The sequence below is a fragment of the Porphyromonas circumdentaria genome, assembly GCF_900167105.1.
GTDB lineage: Bacteria > Bacteroidota > Bacteroidia > Bacteroidales > Porphyromonadaceae > Porphyromonas > Porphyromonas circumdentaria.
This window is the reverse complement of the sequence record NZ_FUXE01000006.1, coordinates 96,637-116,227: the sequence shown is the minus strand read 5'-3', so window position 1 is coordinate 116,227 and position 19,591 is coordinate 96,637. Positions and strand designations below refer to the sequence as shown.

Below are 19,591 nucleotides of genomic sequence, written 5' to 3'. Positions count from 1 at the left end.
CATACGCTTCTGTTTTTATGGGCAAAGTTACCCGTTACCGAAGCGTTCTCTGTTACGCAAAACATTGTGTCATAGAGCATCAGCACCGCAGAAGAGAAAAAGTTCAAGACCGACAAAACCCTCTTCGGTTACCTCCTTTTGCCCCACCGTTACCATTCAACGAATCGACTAATGATTTGGTAACGGAACTTCTGCATAAATCCACATCTTCTGCTCTTTACACTCCAATGCAAACCACCGCAACATTCCGCAAATTCCTCTCATTCTCATCCACTTACCTCTCATCCTCTCTCTAATGCCCTTTCCTCTGATAGTTCCTCCTAAAAATCGACTTTTACATACATAAAAACCTCACTGTATCCTATCATACAGTGAGGTTTATACGGTTTACGAGAGAGCTACGCTCGAAAAGCCTCTCAGCTTAGAATGCAATAGAACATTCTCCGACCCCTCTTCTTCTTGTTAGAGCAAAAATAGAGCATCCGCAGAGCATTATTCCATTTCTTCGGAGCATTGTTACGAGTAAATACTGCAAACATTACGAATACAAAAGGAAATAATACGGCTGCCATATCAATGATATTTTAATGCTATTTTTTGTTTCTTGTCCGCGAAGGTAACACTTTTCTTGATGGGCGTTGTTCTTGCTACGGAAAAATGCACTTGGAAAACATACTCTGCATTAGAAAAAGGCAAAAAAGACTAACACTCGTTTGAGAGTATTAGTCCTATTTTCATTGATACAGAACCTTTGACAAGAAGAAGTAAATCTCCAGTGAAAAAGGTATGTGGTGTTTAGTATTTAGGAGGTCTGTTGTAGCGATAGTTAAACTCCTCTTCCGTCATTAGTACCAGTCTGACAATATCAATTATAGCACCAATTCCGCACAATCCTCCCGTGAGAAGATACAATACCCCCATTCCTACATCATTCAAATAAAATCGGTGTATCCCCAAAGAACCTAAAAAAATAGCAAAAAGAGTTGCTGTACTTTTTTCTTTCATAGTTTGATCTGTTTATTTTTCTAACCTGTTTTTTCCGACTAAATGCCCTCTTCCAATAGGGATAGCACTATTTTTTCTCGAACAAGGGTGCCACAGCAGCCTCTATAGTCTCTTGACCAAGATCACGTGCCACTATAGTGCCATCGGGGGCTACCAACATTATTTGAGGGATACCTGCTATACCATAAAGCTCGGTAGCTATATCCTGACTATCTATAAGCTGAGGCCAAGAAATTCCCAGTTCTTCGACCGCTTTTAGATGGTCTTCCAGCTTTTTCTCCCAAACGCTTACACCCAAAACAGCAAGCCCTTTGTTGCGATACTTATCATACACTTTCTTCAGGAAAGGAATCTCTCGTCTACAAGGGCGACACCAAGAAGCCCAAAAATCTACTAATACATATTGTCCCTGTGCCAAGTACTCTCCTATCGATATTTTATTGCCCTCCTTATCGGTGCCTTCAAAATCGATAAACTTCTTTCCTGGTTGAGTCTTTTCCAAATTGTCCAGTGTTTTTTTGATGCGCGCCATACGGGGAAGTGCTAAGATAACAGGTGAAGCCTGTTGTAATAATTCATGGAATGGGGTTACCTCCTCCGTAAAAGAGAGCGCAAACTCCAAGCCTATCCCCCCCACCTGGGTATCTTTATGAGCTAAGAAAAACTCTTTCGACTGTGCAAACAACTCCTTATGCTCTGCTCCCCCTTTGAGCGAAGAAAGAATACCCTGTATGAATGCAGTTATACTTTCGTTAAGCGGAGTGCCTGTAACAACCCCCAACTCATGGTTGTAAAGCAATACGCCTTTCTCGGGAACGAAGTAAGTTCTCTGATTGCCCACAAGAATCTGTAACAGACGCACCTCCTTTTCGGGAGTAAAAGGCATCTCAAAAGAGGTTTCTTCTACAATTAGACTATCTATCTTACTATCATTTTGAACGTCGTAAATATAAACAATCGAACCGATAAGTTCTTGCGGAAATGTCGCTTTTATAACATTCTTATTACGACATGAGATAATAAAAAGGGCTACCGATAAAAGTAGCAAAGAGAAAATGGATATCTTTTTCATGTTTACACTATGTATAATTGGTACTATTCTATCTTTTGGGGGCTGTTGCCTTGATGTATATCGGATGGTAGGTCAGCGCAAGTCTTCCATCGGGATGCCCATAACGCTCCCTATAAAGAGACTCTAAACGCAGTAAACCCTCACGTGTTTTCAGAACGGAAGGTGTAGAGTTATCTAAAAGTTGGGTTACTCCTGTTGCTTTCAAATGGCGGAAGAGAGTTAGCAAATCTGGAAACGAGAGGACAATACGCTCCTCAAAGAGTGTAACATCTTGGAAGTGTCTATTTAGAAACTCCCCGATTTCATCCATAGAGAGATATTTCAAGCCCCGTCCTGTCAACATTCTCAATTCGTAGAGATTATCTGCCCCAAAGGTAGAAAAAAGTAAAGTCCCAACATCTTTTAACGTAGGTATAGTTTTAGAAAGGTACTCCAAAGGATTTGAAAACCACTGTAAAGTAGAGGCAGAAGCTATAAGATCAAATGTTTTTACTCTATGATAAGGAGTAACTTCCAAGGCATCGCCGACCAAAAGCTGGGGAGACTTATCTCTCAATGGAGGTAAGCTATCTATCATAGCCTGGCTTAAATCATTGATACTCCAATGCTCTACTTGACAACGCTCTTCCAAAGCTCGCGTCAATAGCCCCGTACCACAGCCAAATTCGTACACCTCTTGCAGGCAAACATTCTCAGGAAGTAGAGAAGCCAGGCGTTTGGCTACCTCTTTCTGCACAATAGCAGACTGTTCGTAACTCGATGCCGCAGCACTAAAAGCTCTATTAATACGCTTTTTTGTTTCCATCGCAACGCAAGGTTAAACCAGTTCTACCCAAGATTTAATCTTATGAAATAAATAGTGGTCGTCGGTTGGATGAGTTTCTACCGCCACCCCCACCCTATTCCAATAGGCTAATTGATTTTTAGGAGGTACAATCCTATCCTTGAGGGGCACGTGTGCTTTCGTCCAGAGTGTTGCCTTTTCTCCCTCAGTAGGCAAAGTAATTTGAGACGCCCCCTGCACTCGAGCCAACTCTTCCCTTATCTCCTCGGTAGAGCGTTGAGCAAGAGCCTCGAAAAGATGCACAAGCCTTTTCCCTCCACACATTCTACGATTAAAACGCGCTCTATTCTCTTCGTTCAAACTTTCCAAAGTGGCATCGAATGTGGCATTGGGTATCCCATACTCATCATTTCTCTGTAAAGGAGTGCCAGCTATAGCTACCGCCTTCGCTACGATAGGTAATTTTTGCAGAGAAGAGAGTCGCTGTGTAGCCCATACTCCCATAGACCAGGCTACAAGTAGCACCTCTTGATAGGGAGAAAAATCGAAAGAAAAATCATCATTTCTATAATCTTCGACAGAGAGAAGGTCGTAACCCTCGGGAATGGCGATATGCTCTACCGAAGCGGGGGTCATAGCCCAACCATTAAAGAAAAGGATAAGTCGAGATGCCGATATTTCAGAGGAAGATGTAAACAATGTAGTACGCATAAAAACAGTATTTATCTATTGCGCAGTAGATCTATTAAAGGGAGTAAATCTTTTTCTGTCATACTTGCCGTTAGAGATAAACGAATGCGTGCCTCTCCCTTAGGTACTGTCGGATAACGAATAGGACGTACTTCAAAACCTGCACTTTGCATCCGCAGAGCCATCTGATAACAAGCCTCATTACTCCCTAAGAGTAAGGGAACGATATAACTGTCTCCGCACGTTCGATACTCCGAAGAGGCTATGCCGCTGTGCACCCAAGAGGAGAGAGCTCTAAGTTGTGCTCGCTCTACTGTAAACGAGGGCAATAAATTAAAGAGGAAACGACTCCATGCAATAGTAGCCTCGGGCAACATAGTAGAGAATATAAGAGGACGAGCCTTATTGATCAAAAAACGTTTGAGGAGCGTACTCGTAGCCACATAAGCCCCCATACTATTCAAGGCTTTACCAAAAGTACCTACCAATATATCTATCTCCTGTAAAACGCCCTGCTCCTCTGCCACGCCATAGCCATTACTCCCGATGGCTCCTATAGCATGCGCCTCATCTACATACAAAATAAGCTCTGGGAATCTCTTTTTTAAGGCAACTAAAGCCTTAAGATTGGTTATATCCCCATCCATACTGTAAAGGCTCTCTACCACCACAATAGGTATTTTAGCACTCTCCAAGCGCGAGAGCAATCTTTCTAAATGGTTGAAATCGTTGTGCCGAAAACGCTCAAAAGAGGCCTGCGAAAGCCTTATCCCATCTATTATACTTGCATGAACCAGTTTGTCGGCCAATATATGTACTCCTTCCAAAGAGGAAAGAGCTGGTAAAATGGCGGTATTGGCATGATAACCACTATTAAAAAGCAACGCAGCCTCTTGCTTCAGGGCTTGAGCTATTTCCCCCTCAAAGGCAGAGGCTAAAGAGTAATTGCCCAACAGTAATCGAGAGGAGGTACTCCCATGAGGTACAGCATAGTCGGGGTAGAGAGACAAAAAAGCTCTTCGCAAATCTTCTCTCTCTGAAAGTCCCAAATAATCATTGCCCGAGAGATTGAGCAGTGTGCTCGATCCCACCCAACAATACTTACCATAGCGACCGTAGCTTCGCTCCAAAGAACGGGCACTTTGGGTACTATCCAAAAGCTCCAATTCTCGGGAAATACGTAACTGTAAGGAGTTGTTATGCTCTTTCATAAGTAGCGCAAAAGTACACTCTTTCTGTAAAATTCCTGCCAAAAGAGAATGAAAAACAAAAGAAGTCGCGGAGCTTTTGCATAAGAAAAATAGTCTTTACAACGAACAAAACTCCCCCCTGTATCTGTTCTTTCGATAGACTACACAGAACAAATTACAAACAACATGAACAATATAAGCTATAACACAACCGAAGAAACCGCCCTTAAACTTGTAGAACGGATAACAAAAGAGGTACAGAAATCCGAAATATATCACTTAGCTTTTTCGGGAGGCATCGATGCCGTTCCCATCTACAAGGCTCTTACGATAGCTCCTATACAATGGGAAAAGGTGCATATCTACCTTACTTACGAATTTGTTCAAGGACCGAAAAAAGGCTTCAACCACACACTCTTAGAAGGACACTTACTGAACCATATCAATATCCCCAAAGAAAATGTCCACCGAATTGATACGACGGCAGAACCAAGTCAAGAAGCCACTCGATATGTAAAAGAAGAATTATCTCATTTGCCTCGGATTGATGGCAAGCCTCGTTTTGACTTTGCCCTTATTGAAATGGGCGAAAAAGGACACACAGTGGGTATATACCCAGGACAGGAAGAGCTTTTCTGGACAGAAGAGTTTTATGTACACAACCAAATTCCCAACAGTGAAGATGTCGTTGTAACGACCACTTTTGCTACCCTTGAGTCCTCAAAAACAGTTGCCTTCTATGCATTTGGTGGTAAAAGTCGCTTTATTATCGGCAATATCGTAAATCTCATGCCCGAAGCTAAAGAATATCCTGCCAACTACTTATCGGCCCTTTGTCCTTGGATGTATCTTTATGCAGATGCCGAGTCTATGAGCGAAAAGAGCTATTCCATCTACTAATCAAGCTTTATGTAAGCGTTTACAATCGACGCTCCTCCAATAATTTGACAAAAAAAAGAGGTTCTTTCTTTCAAGAACCTCTTTTTTCTTTGTAATGTAAATCACTCTCCTAAATTACTTCTCTGCAGTCGCAGCAGGAGCTAACTCAAGAATATAGCAATTTTCCATCTCGAAACGCTTTCCCTCTTCGTTCAGCAAATATAACTTACCATCAGCGTATTCAAAAACGAATTCTTCTACGAAGATTTTCCCATTTTCAAAAGTGTAAGGAACATCTTTACGATCTTCTTTTAGACCCAAAAGATCGCACTTATTTTCTTCCTTTAGAGTAAGAGAGAACTCTTGCTCCGTTTCTCCCTTTTCATTAGAACTTGCCAAAGGAGTTACACCTTTCCATACTCCCAAAGCAGGAGCTGGCTGTACAGTTTCCTCTGCTTGCAATTCTACGGGCAAAGTTTCAGTCGCTGTTTCTTCGTTAGAAGATGAAGTACAAGCAGCAAAAGAAAAGGCTAATAGCAATATTCCAAAATACTTCTTCATAATAATCTAATCACACTAAAATTAACAGTTAACCTCAAATAAACGAACAAAGAAAGAGAAAAAATCTTTCGATATTTTCCCCTTCTTTGTTGATTTGTAGTGTGTTTTTCCGCTAAGGAAAAAACTTTATTAGTTTGCAGGAGTAGCCTCTTCAGCAGGAGCAGCTTCTTCAGCAGGAGCGGTCTCTTCAGCAGGAGCAACTTCTTCAGCAGGAGCAGCTTCTTCAGCAGGAGCTACAACTTCAACAGCAGGTACTTCTTCTGTAGTCTCGTTAGACTTTTCTGAATTACAAGCGAAAAGCGCCACAGAAAGAAGGGCGATTCCAAAAATTTTCTTCATCATAATTTAAAAACTTTATAGTTAATATCTTGTTCTTACAATATAATTTAGCATTGCTTACGAACCTGAGAGAACCTCACACCCTCTCAAAACGTTGCAAAGGTAGTATAATTTTCTTGATTTGAAAGTGTCCTACGATTTTTTTCTATACTTTTTGTTGTGATTAAGGCACAATCATCTATTTATCAAATGATTAAATCAAGAGAAGGGCCTAACAAAAAATTGCGCTATTTAGTTTTTCCCACCAATCCTCTCCATTTGTCACGTGGATACTTTCTATCCCTACCTTTCTTGCCGCCTCTACATTGGCAATCCCATCATCTAAGAACAATGTCTTATCGGGGTCCATATCTCCGCGCCTCATCATCTCTTTATAAAACTCAAGATCGGGCTTTAGCAAGTTCATCTCGCACGAAGCATAAATGTGATCCACCCAAGAAGAAAGAGAAGTATTTTTGTGAAACGAAGGGCTATCCACTATCTCCAAAATATAGGGATTGGTATTACTAAGAACGCTAATCCTAAACTCTCCTCTAAGTTTCTTGATGTACTCAAACTTATAGGAGGGCACACCTTTTATAAAACCTCCTATAGCCCACAATAGCTCTTCGTGCGTGAAATCTTTTTGGTAAGTTTTTCTAAGCTCCTGCTCAAATTCGTCGACCGTTAAGGTTCCATCTTCTAAAAGCTTGAATATACCACGCTGCAAATAGGGGTCCAACAGCGTGTCTGCATCATGCACTCCTAATGTAACTAAGCGACGAATCGCCTCCTCGGGAGCAAGGTCTACAAGTACCCCGCCAAAATCAAATACTATATCTCTTATCATTGTACCACACTCTGTATTAAAAAGGTGAGAAGTTGAGAGAGCTATTCCATAAGATTATACAGAAATCGCTCTCAAAGCCATCTATCACCACGAGACAAAGTTAGCTCTTTATTCCGATGCAAGTTTGAAAATCGGTTAATTGCAATCGCCCTACTCGCTCTACAATGATGTCGAAAGCCTTGCTTATCCCCCTTCTTAGAAGCTTTCAAAAGGAGTCAGTTGCACAACCTCAAGTGAAACTTTTATTCTTCTCTTTCTAAAAAAACAAAAGATAGTCACTAATACTGTTTTTCACTCGAACAAATCTCTATATTCAATCTGAATATATATATACTTAGATTGAATATACATATTTATAGATTGAATATATATATATTCAGATTGCAAATAGAGTTTCACTCTCTACCGAATAAATTATAGGAAGGAACTAACTGAAAAAGAGGATAGAAGTATTCTATTTATCTCATATTACAAACTTCATGGGCATAAAACACTAGGGAAAGGACTAAGCCCAATAAAAAGCCTCTTGAGAGGCTTATGGCACCCTCAAGAGGAAAAGCAAAATAGGCTTACATTTCCTTGTTAACTACGAAACAAAAACTTAGAGCCACAAAAAAAACGATGTTGGTAAAATCGGATCTCCTCTTTCGAGAGCCCCTCTTACCAACATCGGAGGATTGTCAGAGGGTTGGGTAAAAACGCCCTCTCCTTGCTTTATAAAGATTATTCTTCAGAGCGGAACATTGGATCCCAAGGTGGCAACAACGTAGCCTTTTGATCCAAAAGACCTTTGGCTGTATCATTAAGATACTTCTTTTCCACAACGATACGGAAAGTATAGGCATCGAACCACTCATCGGTTATGATCAAGTGTCCTTGATGGCCAGAGGTGCTGCCCCAACTATTCTCTACCAACCATTTTACGGGTTTTCCCTGAGCATCCAAATCAACCGCAACAAGTGTCATAGCATGCGTAGAACCACTATCCCCAGACTGGATACGCTCCTTTTTATTCATTGTCAAAGGGACTCCCAGCAAAGACTCATAGTCATTATACTTCAAACTCAAGATACCATTTTTGCTATCCAACTCTTTGCCTACATCACAAGAATAATACATCATGGTGTTATCCTTAATCGAGGCGATAGCCATAGCCTTCAAATCTTCTATAGGGAGGTTGATGTACGTCCAGTTTTTCCCGTCGTACATATGGCGATCGTACTCTATTTGGTAGGTTTGATAGAAAGGACGAGAAGGGTCGTTCATAAGCATCACATACTCCTCTCTAAGATCTCTACCCACAAACTCCTTGTAGAAACTTTGAGGGGTGTACTCTTTTGTACTAATCGCATTACCCTCGGCATCTCGCAATGTATAAGAGAATTGCGTAGGAGGTTCTCCCAAATTCAAAACCAAAAGACGGTAAATAGACTGTAAAGCCTCTATCTTTTGTTTCTCTAACTGCTTTTCAGAAGCCCCTTTTGCAGCAGCCTCTCTAATACGAATACCCGTCTGACGCAACAGCGTAGCGATTGCACCTGAGAGTTTGTTCGTATTGTTGCTATTGATAGTTTCGGGCATAATCTCGGCAGGGACAACTCCATACTTCACGAGATTATCTGAAACTCCCGTAAACTGACCACCGTCACTTATAGGGTGTGCAAAAAGCCATGCTACAGTACGGTCGTCAATAGGTTTACGACGGGTATCGATAATCCCCTGCAAAAAGAGATTTGATTTCTCTAACTGATCCCAAAAGAATGAATAGTTGTGAGAAAAGAAAAATTCGCCCGTTTTATGTTGGTTGATAAGATCTGCACGAAGCACATTCAATCCCGTAAAAAGCCAGCAACGACCACTTTTCTGCTGGTCGGTTACACCCTTACTCTTTACTCGATGTGAAAAACGTCCGTCGGGTTTAACCGTATTACTTCCATCTGTAAAAGTCATACCATTGGCCAAGATTGCATTACGCAAAGCTCTTTCCGCAGGAGTGTTTTGAAATCCTTGACGGATTGTTTTCAGGGCTTCTGTATCTAAGCCCCCCTTGCCCACTTGTGCCCACAAAGAAGTTGTTGCCATTGAAGAGAAAAAAGCCAAGGCAATAGCTATCGTTTGTTTCTTCATAAAAAAATAGTTTATAATAAAAAGTTCGTGTTGTTACTCTATCACTGCGAAGCGTACCAGTTCGCTGTTTTGGGATTTCGGGTCATAAACCATTACCACATACACTCCCGAGGAAAATCGCTCTCCTGAGGCACGGCGTGCGGCAAAAGAGACCTCTGTACCTGTAGCGGTAGATGTATATAGCAAGTTCCCATAAGTATCTGTCACCTTTATTTCCATTCCCACGGCAAGCCCTGTTATGGTAACCTTATCGGTGTCTTCGGGGCGAACAGGGTTGGGATATACATGGATTTCAGTCATGCTCTCTTTGGTAGACTCTTGATTTCCCGTCTGGTAGGTCATGAGCCCCACAGGGGTTGTAATATAAAGTAGTCCCGAGTTAGGGTCCAAACTAAGGGTGCGTATCTGATCTGATAGAAGGGGGCTATTGCTGGTAGTAAAGTGCTGCAATATCTCGGTTCCATCGGCACTTAAGAGATAAAGACCATCTCCATCTGTTCCCACCCATTTATTATTGATATTATCCACCTCGATAGCAACAATAGGTATATTGTCCAAAACATAGAAGAGGTTAGGTTCTTTCCCTCCCACGGGACGAGAAGCTATGGGAGCATTATTCAGATTGCGCAATACTCCCAAAGGATTGGCTACCACCAGTGGCCCCTTATCGGTACCCAACCACAACTGCCCGTTTTTGTCCTGCACGAGTGTAAAAATAGACTGAGTAGCAATGCTTTTCCCTGCCCTATCAATGAACTGAGGGATATAGAGCATTTTATCATCTGCTGTATTGTCCAACGTACCTCCATTGTTAAGCACCAATACTCCTTTCTGAGCATCTCCACGTCGCGCAATGGTAATCCAAACATCGCCATTACTCATTGGGAGCGTTATTCCGAAAGAGTTTACATCAATAAGTGTTGGGTGGTAATACTTATACCAGTCTCCCTCCTTGGTGCGATAGAGGATATTCTCGCGTACAGAGCCTTGTGCCATCCAAAGCCCGCCTTTCTTATCAAAAGCCAAACTACTCACACGTACGTAATGGTCTGCATAGTCTTCATCGGGTAAGGCAGAGAGAAGAGGAGTGTTATGAGAAGAGTAATGCGCGACATAGGCATCGTTTCTAAACTCAAACATACCCTCCCCCCATGAAGAGACGATATAATGATTCTTATCGGTAGGGTCAATTGCAATAGAAACAATATCGTTGAAATAGGAGTTGCTGGCAGGAGTAACTTCTTCGGGTGTGATATTGGTCCAGCGGTTGTTCTCAAAGATTTTAATCGTACCAGGCAACCAACGTCTGTCAGAGCCACGCCCTCCCCCCACGGCGTAGAAACGGCCATTGGTAAAAAGCGAGTAGTAGTAATTATTATCCCATGGGGCATTCTTATCTAAATGGAAGCTTTGAATAACACTTGTCTCTTCATCGACTGAAGAGAGAGCACTAACACTGTAGGATGTGTTGTACCACAAGTGCTCTCTTACCGTATTATTGGAGACACTCCATATCGTGGATGGAGCCACCGTTAAGAGGCGTTCTTTTTGCTCTTTGTTTCTTAGTGCAAGCTCTTTGTCTGCGACTATTAAGATGCCATCTTGTGAAGTCCTAAGAGCTGTCACCTGCTCTTTTATAAGTCTAAGCGAAAGAGTTTCCCCCTCTAAATCTGCAACAGGAGTTGTGTAAAGACGCCCTTTGTTATCGAGTATAAGGAACTCTTCTCCATTCAAAGCGAGAGAAGTTGCCTCTGCTCCTGCGATGGGTAAACTGATTAACTTCCAGTTAGACGGGTCTTGCAGATTATTCTTTTCACTCCCAAGATAAAGTTTGTTTTGAGGCAAAAGAGCATAGAGTAGCTCTTCTTTGTAAGAGAGACTTAGTACCTTCTTTCCGATAAAATAGGTTGCATTGATTACCCCTCGCTTTAAGTCCATTGTAGATATCCCAAAGCCCCCCACCATATAGGCTTTATCGCCATTGGGGATAATACGGGCTATCGTTTTATCGGTCAGACGGAGATTTTCATAAATAGCAGGCACGTTCAAAACCTCTCCCTCCATAGTAAGAATATCAATATTACCCGATTGATAATAGATAATAAGGGAGCTTGTTGCACTACTATAACGAATAGCAACTATCTGACTGTCTGAAAGCCCCATCTTTCTATCTAACAGCAGAGAGGAGACCTCAGCGATCTCTGCTCCCTTATTAGGGAAGTCTTTCTTATTTACAAAAAATAAAGAGCCATCACTTACGATAAAAACACCTTCATGCGCATCTTCAACTTGTGTATAGCTACCCTTAGAAAGAATGGAGTGCCACAAATAATTCTGCCCGTTGATAGAGCAAACGGCCAAGAGGGAAAGCAGAAACAGTACTAAAAAACTTTTTTTCATACCGTGGGTACAGCGTTTGAATCTAAAAACTCTTTGAGAGCAAGAACAGCCCTGTAGCGGTGACTTATGCAATTCTTTTCCTCTTCGTTCATCTCTGCAAACGTGCGGGTTTCCCCCTCTGGAATAAAAATAGAGTCGTAACCAAACCCCATAGTTCCTCTCTCTTCTTCGATAATCTCACCTTTTACAACACCCTCGAATAGGTGCTCTCTACCCATAGAATCTATATAAGCAATCACTGTACGGAAACGAGCCTTATGAGGCATCGGATAGGCAGAGAGCTCTCTTAGAAGAAGGCTTCTATTCGCCTTATCATCATGTTCTGGAGAGGCGTATCGAGCCGAACGTACCCCAGGAGCTCCGTTTAGCAACTCTACCTCAAGTCCCGTATCGTCTGCAAAGCAAGGAGCCTTTACAATCTGATAGAGTGCACGCACCTTTATAAGCGCGTTGCCCTCCAGTGTGTCTGCACTCTCTTCTGGATCACTGACTACACCTATTTCTTTGGGTGATAAAATAACGTATGGAGTAGAAAGAATATTTTTTACTTCCTCTATTTTATGACTATTATTGGAAGCCAAGATGAGTTTTTTCATTACTTTTGCTATAATTGGATAGTGAGACGCTCCTGCAAATTTAGCAAGATGACAGATATAATCCAAGTTCGAGAGTTTTGTCTCTCCCTACCAGAGACTACCGAGAGTTTTCCCTTTGACGACAAAACTCTTGTATTCAAGGTAATGGATAAAATATTTGCTATTATACCCCTGGACGAAGAAGAAGAGCAAATAGGATTAAAAAGTACGGAAGAAATAACACAGCAACTTCGAAGTCTGTATGGCAGTGTAGGACCCATGCCCTATATGAGTAAAAAGTACTGGAATAGAATCTTTTTACAAAAAGAACTACCCTCGCTCCTCATAGAGCGACTGATCAGACACTCTTACTACTGTGTAGTGAGGAAGTTACCTAAATACCTCCTTAAAAAACACCCTCAACTATTATCCATAGATGATGAAACCGTTGATTTTTAGACCCATCGCTCCCCCCTCCAATTCTATAGAGAGTACATACACGTACCTATTCTCTTTGGCAGAAAGGGAGCCCACTACCCCCTCGGGTAGCATTATAGAAACAGACTATCAAACCCAAGGCAGAGGACAGCGAGGTAATACATGGTATTCCTCTAAGGGGTTAAATCTAATTCCCTCTATCTTGATGCGTTATCCCTATCTCAAACCAGGTAACGAGTTCCGTATTTCTGTACTCACAACCTTAGCGATTGTGGATACAATCCGCAAGTTCATCCCCGATACGACCTCTATTCTGGTCAAATGGCCTAACGATATTTATTGCGACGACAAGAAGGTGGCAGGCATTCTCATTGGACACTCCGTTGAAGGAGGATATATCCTCTTCTCTGTTATTGGTATAGGGCTTAATGTTAACGAGTACATGTTTCCCTTGGATATACCCAATCCGACCTCTCTAAAACTTATTAATGGAGCGGAAATCAACCTGTCGGAAGTAAGAGAAGAACTACTGAAAAATCTCTCTCTAAGGCTACCTTATGCGGCAGATACCTATTGGAAGCCCGAACTACACGACGAATATTGTGCCCTCTTATACAGAAAAGATACTTGGCACCCCTATAAAAATCTGCGAACAGGAGAAGATTTTGTAGGTAAAATAGAAACCGTATCAGAGTCTGGATTGTTAGAAATAAGAACCGAACAAGGAGAATTATTATCCTTTGGATTCAAAGAAATAGCCTACACTATTTAACCTCTTCCCCTCTATAGATTTACCCCGATTGCGTTCTCGTTGCACTTTTTTCTCCTCAAAAAAGCTATTTTCTTTCTAGAAGAGCGGTAAAAACTCCGAAAAACACAGAACTCTCTATTTTTCTTTAGAGAAAAAATCGTACCTTTGCAAGCGGATTTGGAAATCTTGGTCAGGTAGCTCAGCTGGATAGAGCAACTGCCTTCTAAGCAGTCGGTCTCGGGTTCGAATCCCGACCTGATCACTTCTTTTGAAATACAATGCCTCTATTTACTTCTTTTCAAAGCTTTAGACTCTCTTAAAATTGTTTTTTTGGGGATTCTTTTTTGCATCCTTTCCCTTACTATTTCGCTCCAAAGACAGAGGCTGTATAGGTCTAAGAGGTATAAGAGTCGAGATTCAAAAGGGACGCAACAGACGAGTCGTATAGGAAGCTCTATATCTATTCCTCTCTCCCAAAGTCTCCCAAAATAAAGCTCCACTGCAAAAGACCAACCTTTGCAATGGAGCTTTCAAAGTCTTATAAGAGTCACAGAGATTGTACTCTTCTACTTCTTTTAGGCCAAGCAATCAACGTTTGAAAGCTCTATCCATAGATCGCTTATCTTCTCGTTCCTTGATAGAAGCTCGTTTGTCATACAATTTCTTTCCCTTAGCCACACCAATCTCCAGCTTGGCATACCCTCTATCATTGATAAAGAGTTTGATGGGAATAATTGTTATTCCTGGAGTTTTCACGGCACTTTGCAACTTCGAAAGTTCTTTTTTAGAGAGTAATAGCTTGCGGTCTCTGCGCTCCTTATGGTTATTATACGTTGCGTAGAAATACTCTGCAATATACATCCCCTTAATCCAAAGCTCTCCATTTATAAAGAAGCAATAGCTATCTGCTAACCCCGCTTTACCCAAACGAACGGACTTTATCTCGGAGCCAACCAAAACCAAACCTGCCGTATAGCGATCGATTATTTCATAATCAAAAGTCGCTCTACGGTTCTTTATCGAAACGTTGCGCTCTAACTTTTGCTTCTTGCTTGCCATACTTTCAACGGATTATGTCAAAGCCAGTATAGGGATGCAAAACCTCTGGTACGACAATACCCTCTGGCGTCTGATAATTTTCTAAAATCGTTGCTACAATACGGGGCAATGCTAAGGCACTACCATTCAGAGTATGACACAACTGCGTGCCTTTGTCCTTACGATAACGACACTTGAGGCGGTTAGCTTGGAAACTTTCAAAGTTTGAAACAGAGCTAACCTCCAACCATCGCTCCTGTGCAGCAGAAAAGACTTCAAAGTCAAATGTCAAGGCAGAAGTAAAGCTAATATCCCCACCACACAAACGCAATATACGCCAAGGCAATCCCAAAGCCGTAACAAGACCCTCAACATAGTCGACCATCGTCTGCAGAGTTTGATAGGAATGCTCTGGTGTATCGATACAAACAATTTCTACTTTATTAAACTGGTGTAGACGATTTAAGCCTCGTACATCCTTGCCATAAGAGCCTGCCTCACGACGGAAACAAGCCGAGTAAGCAACATTCTTGATGGGAAGTTCAGACTCTTCCAAAATTACCCCCCGATACATATTAGTTACTGGCACTTCTGCGGTAGGAATAAGATACAAGTTGTCGGCAGGCGCAAAATACATCTGTCCCTCTTTATCGGGCAACTGTCCCGTACCATAGCCAGAGTCCTCATTGACCACATAGGGAGGTTCTACCTCCACAAAACCAGCTTCAATAGCTTTGTCTAAAAAGAAGTTGATTAAAGCTCTCTGCAATCGAGCCCCTTTTCCCTTATAAACGGGAAACCCTGCACCTGTAATTTTTACCCCCAACTCAAAATCTATAAGATTATACTTTTGAGCCAAGTCCCAATGAGGGAGCTTGTTTTCACCCTCGAGATTGGGGAGCATTCCTCCCGTTTTTATACATACATTATCCTCTGCCCCATTACCTTCGGGGACAGATTCATGAGGGGTGTTGGGGATTGTCAGGAGTAATTCTCGCAAAGAGAGCTCTACCTCTCTCTCTTTTTCCTCCTCCTTTTTACTCTGCTCCTTTAGCTCTGCCACCTCGAGACGTAAGGTCTCTGCCTGCTCTTTAGCCCCCATTTTCATCAGGTCTCCTATTTGCTTTGCTCGGATTTTTTGCTCACTGAGCAAAGTATCTTTTGCCTGTTGTGCACGTTTACGTTCAGAGTCCAAAGCAATTACTTGTGCAACAACTTCTCGAGCGTTGAAATGCTTTATGGCTAACCTTTTTATGATCTCTTCTGGAGACTCTACTATATTCTTTATGGTGAGCATACCTTTCTAATTCAATCTAAAATACGTTTTTATGGGAGGAAATATACCTTTATCTATATAAAAACAAAGAGATACAATTTCTACTATGAGGTAGCCCCCAAGGCAAGAAACCGTATCTCTTGATTATTATCCTATATCCTTTCTATAAATCTTATAGAGATAAGGATTGTAAATCTTATGCCCGCTCCACCCCCAAGAGAGAGCGGACAAATGTAGTTTTATTATGCTTCAGCTTCAACAGAAACAAAAGAGCGATTCTCTCCTTTGCGTGTGAAAACCACCTTGCCATCTACCAAAGCGTAGAGTGTATGATCTTTACCCATACCCACGTTTACGCCGGGATGATGCTGAGTACCGCGCTGACGCACTAATATATTACCTGCCTTTGCAAATTCACCTCCATAGATTTTCACTCCGAGGCGTTTGCTTTCTGATTCGCGTCCGTTCTTCGAACTACCTACACCTTTTTTATGTGCCATTTTCTTTCCTTTCTATGTTAGTGTTATGCTACAACTTCTTTTACAAGCACTTCAGAGAATTGCTGACGGTGACCGTTCAGTTTTCTGTATCCCTTTCTGCGCTTTTTGTGGAAAATAAGAATCTTATCTCCCTTCACAAGAGGAGAAACCACTTCACAAACTACCTTAGCTCCCTCTACAAAAGGAGTTCCTACCTTAACAGCTCCATCGTTGTCTACGAGCATCACTCGGTCAAAAGCCACTTCTGCCCCAAGTTCTGCATCTTTGATGTGGTGAACGAACAATTTACGTCCTTTTTCAACCTTAAACTGCTGTCCTTGAATTTCTACGATTACGTACATTTTCTACGTTCTTAATTACTAAAAATTTAGTCCCATAAGGTGCCTCCCAGCTATGTTGATTGGGAGTTCTTACCCGACCTTATATAGGAAAATCTCCGCAAAGATACTACATTCCCCGAAAACTGCAAAAAACAGCACAATAAAAAAGACTAACTTCTTTTCCTATTAAGAGACAATCGCAAAAAATAAACTATTCCTGGGAAAAGAAAAAGCACAAAAGACAGAGACTCCCCCCTAAAATTCGCTTCTATGCCTCCTTTTCTCCTATTGTAATAAGGAATTCTTCTTCCGAAACAAGAGGTATTCCCAAAGAGCGTGCTTTCTCTTTTTTGCTCGGTCCCATCTCTGCACCAGCCAATATAAAAGAGGTTTTAGAAGATATTGAAGAAAGTTTTTTACCCCCCAAACGCTCTATGATAATGGCATACTCCTCTCGAGAATGATGCTGAAAAGTACCACTAATAACGATAGATTGCCCAGCAAGAGGCAAAGAGTCAATAGAGGGGGCTTCCTGCACCTCTTCAGCAAAAGGTATGCCTGCCGCTTTCAGAGCATTGATGGTATCCCTATTACGCTGATCGGCAAAAAAAGAGACCACGCTTTGAGCAATTTTGGGACCAATATCATCGATGGTCGTTAGCTCCTCTTCAGACGCTGCACTCAATAAATCTATCGAAGGAAAATGCCTAACCAATGTTTTGGCAACTGTCTCTCCCACCCAACGAATCCCCAAGGCAAAAAGCAGAGCCGAGTAGGGTCGTTGCTTGGAATGTTCTATACTAAGAAGAAGGTTATTCGTAGCTCTCTCCTTGAAACCCTCTAATTGCATCAACTGGAGGTAATTCAGCGTATAAAAATCTTCTATTTTATGCAACCAGCCTCTATCGTAGAGAGCAGCTATAGTCTCGGAACCTATGTTTATATCTGCTGCCTTACGCGTACAATAATGCTCCAAACGCCCTTTAATCTGCATAGGACACTCAAGCGAATTAGGACAGTAATAGGCAACCTCTCCCTCTTTCTTTTCTAAAACGGCACCACAATCAGGACAACGTTTAGGGAAAACAATATTGGCTTCTATAGAGCGACGCACCTCCTTATCCACAGATATTATCTTAGGAATAATCTCCCCACCTTTCTCGACAAAGACATAGTCATTCTCTCTCAAATCAAGAGAGGCTACAAAGTCGGCATTGTGTAGCGTGGCTCTACGTACTACAGTACCCGATAGAAGTACAGGCTCCAACTCTGCTACAGGTACTACCACTCCTGTACGCCCAACTTGATACGTGACGCCTTTCAACAGAGTCCGCGCTCGCTCGGGTTGGTATTTATAGGCAATAGCCCAACGAGGGCTTTTATTAGTTGCCCCTAAAATACTCTGCTCTCTGTAAGAATTTAGCTTTAACACTACCCCATCTGTTGCACAGGGTAGCTCTTTTCGAGCTACATCCCAATACTCCAAATAACGGTAGACCTCGCTCAAAGAAGTTACCAAAGAGCTATGCATCGATATCTTTATGCCCCAAGAGTGACAAAGAGCCAAGCGTTCGTTTTGCCCGTCGGGTAGAGGGCTATCGCTGTATAAATGGTAGAAGTAGCAATCTAACTTTCTTTGGGATACGATGCCCGTATCTAAAAGTTTCAGGGTACCCGAAGCAGCATTACGAGGATTGGCAAAAGGCTCCTCCCCAGCTTCCACTCTTTCCTTATTAAGTCTTTCAAACTCCACAAAAGGCAAGATCACCTCTCCTCTCAACTCTATTCTGGAGGGGATATTACTGCCCTTCAAACGGAGAGGGATAGAACGTATGGTGCGTATATTTTGTGTCACATCATCTCCTATAAGCCCATCGCCCCTTGTTATAGCTTGATGCAAAACTCCATCTACGTATATAACAGATATAGATAATCCATCAAACTTCAACTCACAATGCACCGAGGGAGATTCTGTGCGGAATGTCTCCGTAAGGCGTGTCCAAAAAGCACGCACCTCATCATAATTGTAACTATTGCTCAAAGACAACATAGGGTGCGAGTGCTCTACTGGAGCGAAACGTTCGGAGCGATCACTCCCCACCCTCTGAGTGGGCGAATTGGGGTCGTAATACTCGGGATGCTCGCGCTCCAAAAGCTCCAATTTCTGCATCAAAGCATCGAAAGCGATATCGTCGATACTGGGCTCTGAAAGGACATAGTAACGATAATTATGCTCCTCAATCTCCTTTCGAAGCTCTTTTATGGTTTGTTCTACACCAGACATAGTTGGTAGATGATTAAATCTTGATAATCCCCCTGGTCCCAATACCAATGAGGAAGTGTGGCCACAGGAATAAACGGAGTGGCATCAAAAAAGGATTTCCCCAGAAGGTTATTCGCTACCACCTCGGCATACAATATATTAAGTCGAAGGTCTTTGGCATGGGCTACCATCAAATCAAGCATACGACGGGCGTATCCCTTGCCTCGATAAGCAGGCAGTAACATAACCCCTACGGCCACTCTACGGTGATAAAAATCGTAGTTGTAAAGCTCTATATAGCCTATCGGGACAAGCTCATCTCCCCGCCTTACAGAAGCAATGAAAAGCACAAAGCCATTGGAAGCCAAATGAGAATGCCCCAAATCGACCCATTGCTGAGCTTGGTAGCGTGCCATTGGTTCTACCAACGTATTACTTGTAGCGATAGCAGGATCGCTTTCCCAAGATTGAAGAAGAGAAGCATCGGAGGGCTCTACTGGCCTAAGCAGCAACTCTCCATCTTGAAAATGGCTCAAACGCATAGAAAGGCTCCC

The 19,591-nt window shown here is 42.2% G+C and carries 21 protein-coding genes and 1 tRNA gene; 5 read left to right on the top strand and 17 right to left on the bottom strand.

Annotated features, from left to right (window positions below; translation table 11 throughout):
- Positions 1-296: hypothetical protein (locus B5D06_RS09065; RefSeq protein WP_234989551.1), on the top strand; the 296-nt coding region annotated here is incomplete at its 5' end.
- 499 nt (positions 297-795) lie between these two features.
- On the opposite strand, the gene B5D06_RS04015 is transcribed toward B5D06_RS09065, so the two are convergent.
- The 5 genes from B5D06_RS04015 to B5D06_RS03995 all read right to left on the bottom strand — a co-directional run bounded on the left by B5D06_RS04015 (position 796) and on the right by B5D06_RS03995 (position 4,762).
- The gene (locus B5D06_RS04015) at positions 796-1,005 is read right to left on the bottom strand and encodes a TM2 domain-containing protein (protein ID WP_078736734.1); all 210 of its coding nucleotides are present in this window, start codon (positions 1,003-1,005) and stop codon (positions 796-798) included.
- 67 nt (positions 1,006-1,072) lie between these two features.
- Positions 1,073-2,077 (bottom strand): TlpA disulfide reductase family protein, encoded by a 1,005-nt coding sequence (locus B5D06_RS04010; RefSeq protein WP_078736733.1) that lies wholly within the window; start codon positions 2,075-2,077, stop codon positions 1,073-1,075.
- A 28-nt stretch (positions 2,078-2,105) separates the two neighbouring features.
- Positions 2,106-2,882 (bottom strand): malonyl-ACP O-methyltransferase BioC, encoded by a 777-nt coding sequence (gene bioC, locus B5D06_RS04005; RefSeq protein WP_078736732.1) that lies wholly within the window; start codon positions 2,880-2,882, stop codon positions 2,106-2,108.
- Positions 2,883-2,894: 12 nt separating this feature from the next.
- On the bottom strand, positions 2,895-3,572 hold the full coding sequence (locus B5D06_RS04000; protein ID WP_078736731.1) for a DUF452 family protein: 678 nt from the start codon (positions 3,570-3,572) through the stop codon (positions 2,895-2,897).
- Between the two features lie 11 nt (positions 3,573-3,583).
- Positions 3,584-4,762, bottom strand: coding sequence for an aminotransferase class I/II-fold pyridoxal phosphate-dependent enzyme (locus B5D06_RS03995; RefSeq protein ID WP_078736730.1), 1,179 nt, complete (start codon positions 4,760-4,762; stop codon positions 3,584-3,586).
- A 165-nt stretch (positions 4,763-4,927) separates the two neighbouring features.
- Here B5D06_RS03995 and B5D06_RS03990 point away from each other — a divergent pair, with 165 nt between their 5' ends.
- Positions 4,928-5,641: a 6-phosphogluconolactonase gene (locus B5D06_RS03990; RefSeq protein WP_078736729.1), complete on the top strand. Its 714-nt coding sequence runs from the start codon at positions 4,928-4,930 to the stop codon at positions 5,639-5,641.
- Positions 5,642-5,755: 114 nt separating this feature from the next.
- On the opposite strand, the gene B5D06_RS03985 is transcribed toward B5D06_RS03990, so the two are convergent.
- The 6 genes from B5D06_RS03985 to rdgB form a co-directional block, all read right to left on the bottom strand.
- Positions 5,756-6,181: a hypothetical protein gene (locus tag B5D06_RS03985; protein WP_078736728.1), complete on the bottom strand. Its 426-nt coding sequence runs from the start codon at positions 6,179-6,181 to the stop codon at positions 5,756-5,758.
- Positions 6,182-6,310: 129 nt separating this feature from the next.
- Entirely contained in the window at positions 6,311-6,523 is a 213-nt protein-coding gene (locus B5D06_RS03980; protein ID WP_078736727.1) for a hypothetical protein, read from the bottom strand.
- A 208-nt stretch (positions 6,524-6,731) separates the two neighbouring features.
- Positions 6,732-7,349 (bottom strand): HAD family hydrolase, encoded by a 618-nt coding sequence (locus B5D06_RS03975; RefSeq protein ID WP_078736726.1) that lies wholly within the window; start codon positions 7,347-7,349, stop codon positions 6,732-6,734.
- A 723-nt stretch (positions 7,350-8,072) separates the two neighbouring features.
- Complete coding sequence (locus B5D06_RS03970; protein ID WP_078736725.1) at positions 8,073-9,476, bottom strand: C1 family peptidase; 1,404 nt, start codon at positions 9,474-9,476, stop codon at positions 8,073-8,075.
- 33 nt (positions 9,477-9,509) lie between these two features.
- Positions 9,510-11,876 (bottom strand): type IX secretion system anionic LPS delivery protein PorZ, encoded by a 2,367-nt coding sequence (gene porZ / locus B5D06_RS03965; RefSeq protein WP_078736724.1) that lies wholly within the window; start codon positions 11,874-11,876, stop codon positions 9,510-9,512.
- Positions 11,873-12,472: an RdgB/HAM1 family non-canonical purine NTP pyrophosphatase gene (gene rdgB / locus B5D06_RS03960; RefSeq protein WP_078736723.1), complete on the bottom strand. Its 600-nt coding sequence runs from the start codon at positions 12,470-12,472 to the stop codon at positions 11,873-11,875. The genes porZ and rdgB overlap by 4 nt, the downstream gene beginning before the upstream one ends.
- A gap of 48 nt (positions 12,473-12,520) precedes the next feature.
- Here rdgB and B5D06_RS03955 point away from each other — a divergent pair, with 48 nt between their 5' ends.
- The 3 genes from B5D06_RS03955 (at position 12,521) to B5D06_RS03945 (ending at position 13,902) form a co-directional block, all read left to right on the top strand.
- Positions 12,521-12,910 (top strand): MmcQ/YjbR family DNA-binding protein, encoded by a 390-nt coding sequence (locus tag B5D06_RS03955; protein ID WP_078736738.1) that lies wholly within the window; start codon positions 12,521-12,523, stop codon positions 12,908-12,910.
- A complete protein-coding gene (locus B5D06_RS03950; RefSeq protein ID WP_159442688.1) occupies positions 12,891-13,661 on the top strand; it encodes a biotin--[acetyl-CoA-carboxylase] ligase in 771 nt (256 codons plus the stop codon). The genes B5D06_RS03955 and B5D06_RS03950 overlap by 20 nt, the downstream gene beginning before the upstream one ends.
- A gap of 167 nt (positions 13,662-13,828) precedes the next feature.
- A tRNA-Arg gene (locus B5D06_RS03945) sits at positions 13,829-13,902 on the top strand.
- Between the two features lie 326 nt (positions 13,903-14,228).
- On the opposite strand, the gene smpB is transcribed toward B5D06_RS03945, so the two are convergent.
- The 6 genes from smpB to B5D06_RS03915 all read right to left on the bottom strand — a co-directional run bounded on the left by smpB (position 14,229) and on the right by B5D06_RS03915 (position 19,579).
- Positions 14,229-14,699: an SsrA-binding protein SmpB gene (smpB, locus tag B5D06_RS03940; RefSeq protein WP_078736721.1), complete on the bottom strand. Its 471-nt coding sequence runs from the start codon at positions 14,697-14,699 to the stop codon at positions 14,229-14,231.
- A 4-nt stretch (positions 14,700-14,703) separates the two neighbouring features.
- Positions 14,704-15,975 (bottom strand): serine--tRNA ligase, encoded by a 1,272-nt coding sequence (serS, locus tag B5D06_RS03935; protein WP_078736720.1) that lies wholly within the window; start codon positions 15,973-15,975, stop codon positions 14,704-14,706.
- Between the two features lie 221 nt (positions 15,976-16,196).
- Positions 16,197-16,454 (bottom strand): 50S ribosomal protein L27, encoded by a 258-nt coding sequence (rpmA, locus tag B5D06_RS03930; protein ID WP_078736719.1) that lies wholly within the window; start codon positions 16,452-16,454, stop codon positions 16,197-16,199.
- Positions 16,455-16,477: 23 nt separating this feature from the next.
- Complete coding sequence (rplU, locus tag B5D06_RS03925) at positions 16,478-16,795, bottom strand: 50S ribosomal protein L21 (protein ID WP_078736718.1); 318 nt, start codon at positions 16,793-16,795, stop codon at positions 16,478-16,480.
- A gap of 247 nt (positions 16,796-17,042) precedes the next feature.
- Complete coding sequence (ligA, locus tag B5D06_RS03920; RefSeq protein WP_078736717.1) at positions 17,043-19,058, bottom strand: NAD-dependent DNA ligase LigA; 2,016 nt, start codon at positions 19,056-19,058, stop codon at positions 17,043-17,045.
- Positions 19,046-19,579 carry a GNAT family N-acetyltransferase gene (locus B5D06_RS03915; protein WP_078736716.1) on the bottom strand — a complete coding sequence of 178 codons (534 nt, stop codon included), beginning with the start codon at positions 19,577-19,579 and terminating at the stop codon, positions 19,046-19,048. Before B5D06_RS03915 ends, ligA begins: the two co-directional genes overlap by 13 nt.
- Positions 19,580-19,591: the final 12 nt, after the last annotated feature.

Coding starts and splice junctions, on each gene's coding strand:
- B5D06_RS04015 (WP_078736734.1), bottom strand. CDS start 1,005: ATGAAAGAAAAAAGTACAGCAACTCTTTTTGCTATTTTTTTAGGTTCT.
- B5D06_RS04010 (WP_078736733.1), bottom strand. CDS start 2,077: ATGAAAAAGATATCCATTTTCTCTTTGCTACTTTTATCGGTAGCCCTT.
- bioC (WP_078736732.1), bottom strand. CDS start 2,882: ATGGAAACAAAAAAGCGTATTAATAGAGCTTTTAGTGCTGCGGCATCG.
- B5D06_RS04000 (WP_078736731.1), bottom strand. CDS start 3,572: ATGCGTACTACATTGTTTACATCTTCCTCTGAAATATCGGCATCTCGA.
- B5D06_RS03995 (WP_078736730.1), bottom strand. CDS start 4,762: ATGAAAGAGCATAACAACTCCTTACAGTTACGTATTTCCCGAGAATTG.
- B5D06_RS03990 (WP_078736729.1), top strand. CDS start 4,928: ATGAACAATATAAGCTATAACACAACCGAAGAAACCGCCCTTAAACTT.
- B5D06_RS03985 (WP_078736728.1), bottom strand. CDS start 6,181: ATGAAGAAGTATTTTGGAATATTGCTATTAGCCTTTTCTTTTGCTGCT.
- B5D06_RS03980 (WP_078736727.1), bottom strand. CDS start 6,523: ATGATGAAGAAAATTTTTGGAATCGCCCTTCTTTCTGTGGCGCTTTTC.
- B5D06_RS03975 (WP_078736726.1), bottom strand. CDS start 7,349: ATGATAAGAGATATAGTATTTGATTTTGGCGGGGTACTTGTAGACCTT.
- B5D06_RS03970 (WP_078736725.1), bottom strand. CDS start 9,476: ATGAAGAAACAAACGATAGCTATTGCCTTGGCTTTTTTCTCTTCAATG.
- porZ (WP_078736724.1), bottom strand. CDS start 11,876: ATGAAAAAAAGTTTTTTAGTACTGTTTCTGCTTTCCCTCTTGGCCGTT.
- rdgB (WP_078736723.1), bottom strand. CDS start 12,472: ATGAAAAAACTCATCTTGGCTTCCAATAATAGTCATAAAATAGAGGAA.
- B5D06_RS03955 (WP_078736738.1), top strand. CDS start 12,521: ATGACAGATATAATCCAAGTTCGAGAGTTTTGTCTCTCCCTACCAGAG.
- B5D06_RS03950 (WP_159442688.1), top strand. CDS start 12,891: ATGAAACCGTTGATTTTTAGACCCATCGCTCCCCCCTCCAATTCTATA.
- smpB (WP_078736721.1), bottom strand. CDS start 14,699: ATGGCAAGCAAGAAGCAAAAGTTAGAGCGCAACGTTTCGATAAAGAAC.
- serS (WP_078736720.1), bottom strand. CDS start 15,975: ATGCTCACCATAAAGAATATAGTAGAGTCTCCAGAAGAGATCATAAAA.
- rpmA (WP_078736719.1), bottom strand. CDS start 16,454: ATGGCACATAAAAAAGGTGTAGGTAGTTCGAAGAACGGACGCGAATCA.
- rplU (WP_078736718.1), bottom strand. CDS start 16,795: ATGTACGTAATCGTAGAAATTCAAGGACAGCAGTTTAAGGTTGAAAAA.
- ligA (WP_078736717.1), bottom strand. CDS start 19,058: ATGTCTGGTGTAGAACAAACCATAAAAGAGCTTCGAAAGGAGATTGAG.
- B5D06_RS03915 (WP_078736716.1), bottom strand. CDS start 19,579: ATGCGTTTGAGCCATTTTCAAGATGGAGAGTTGCTGCTTAGGCCAGTA.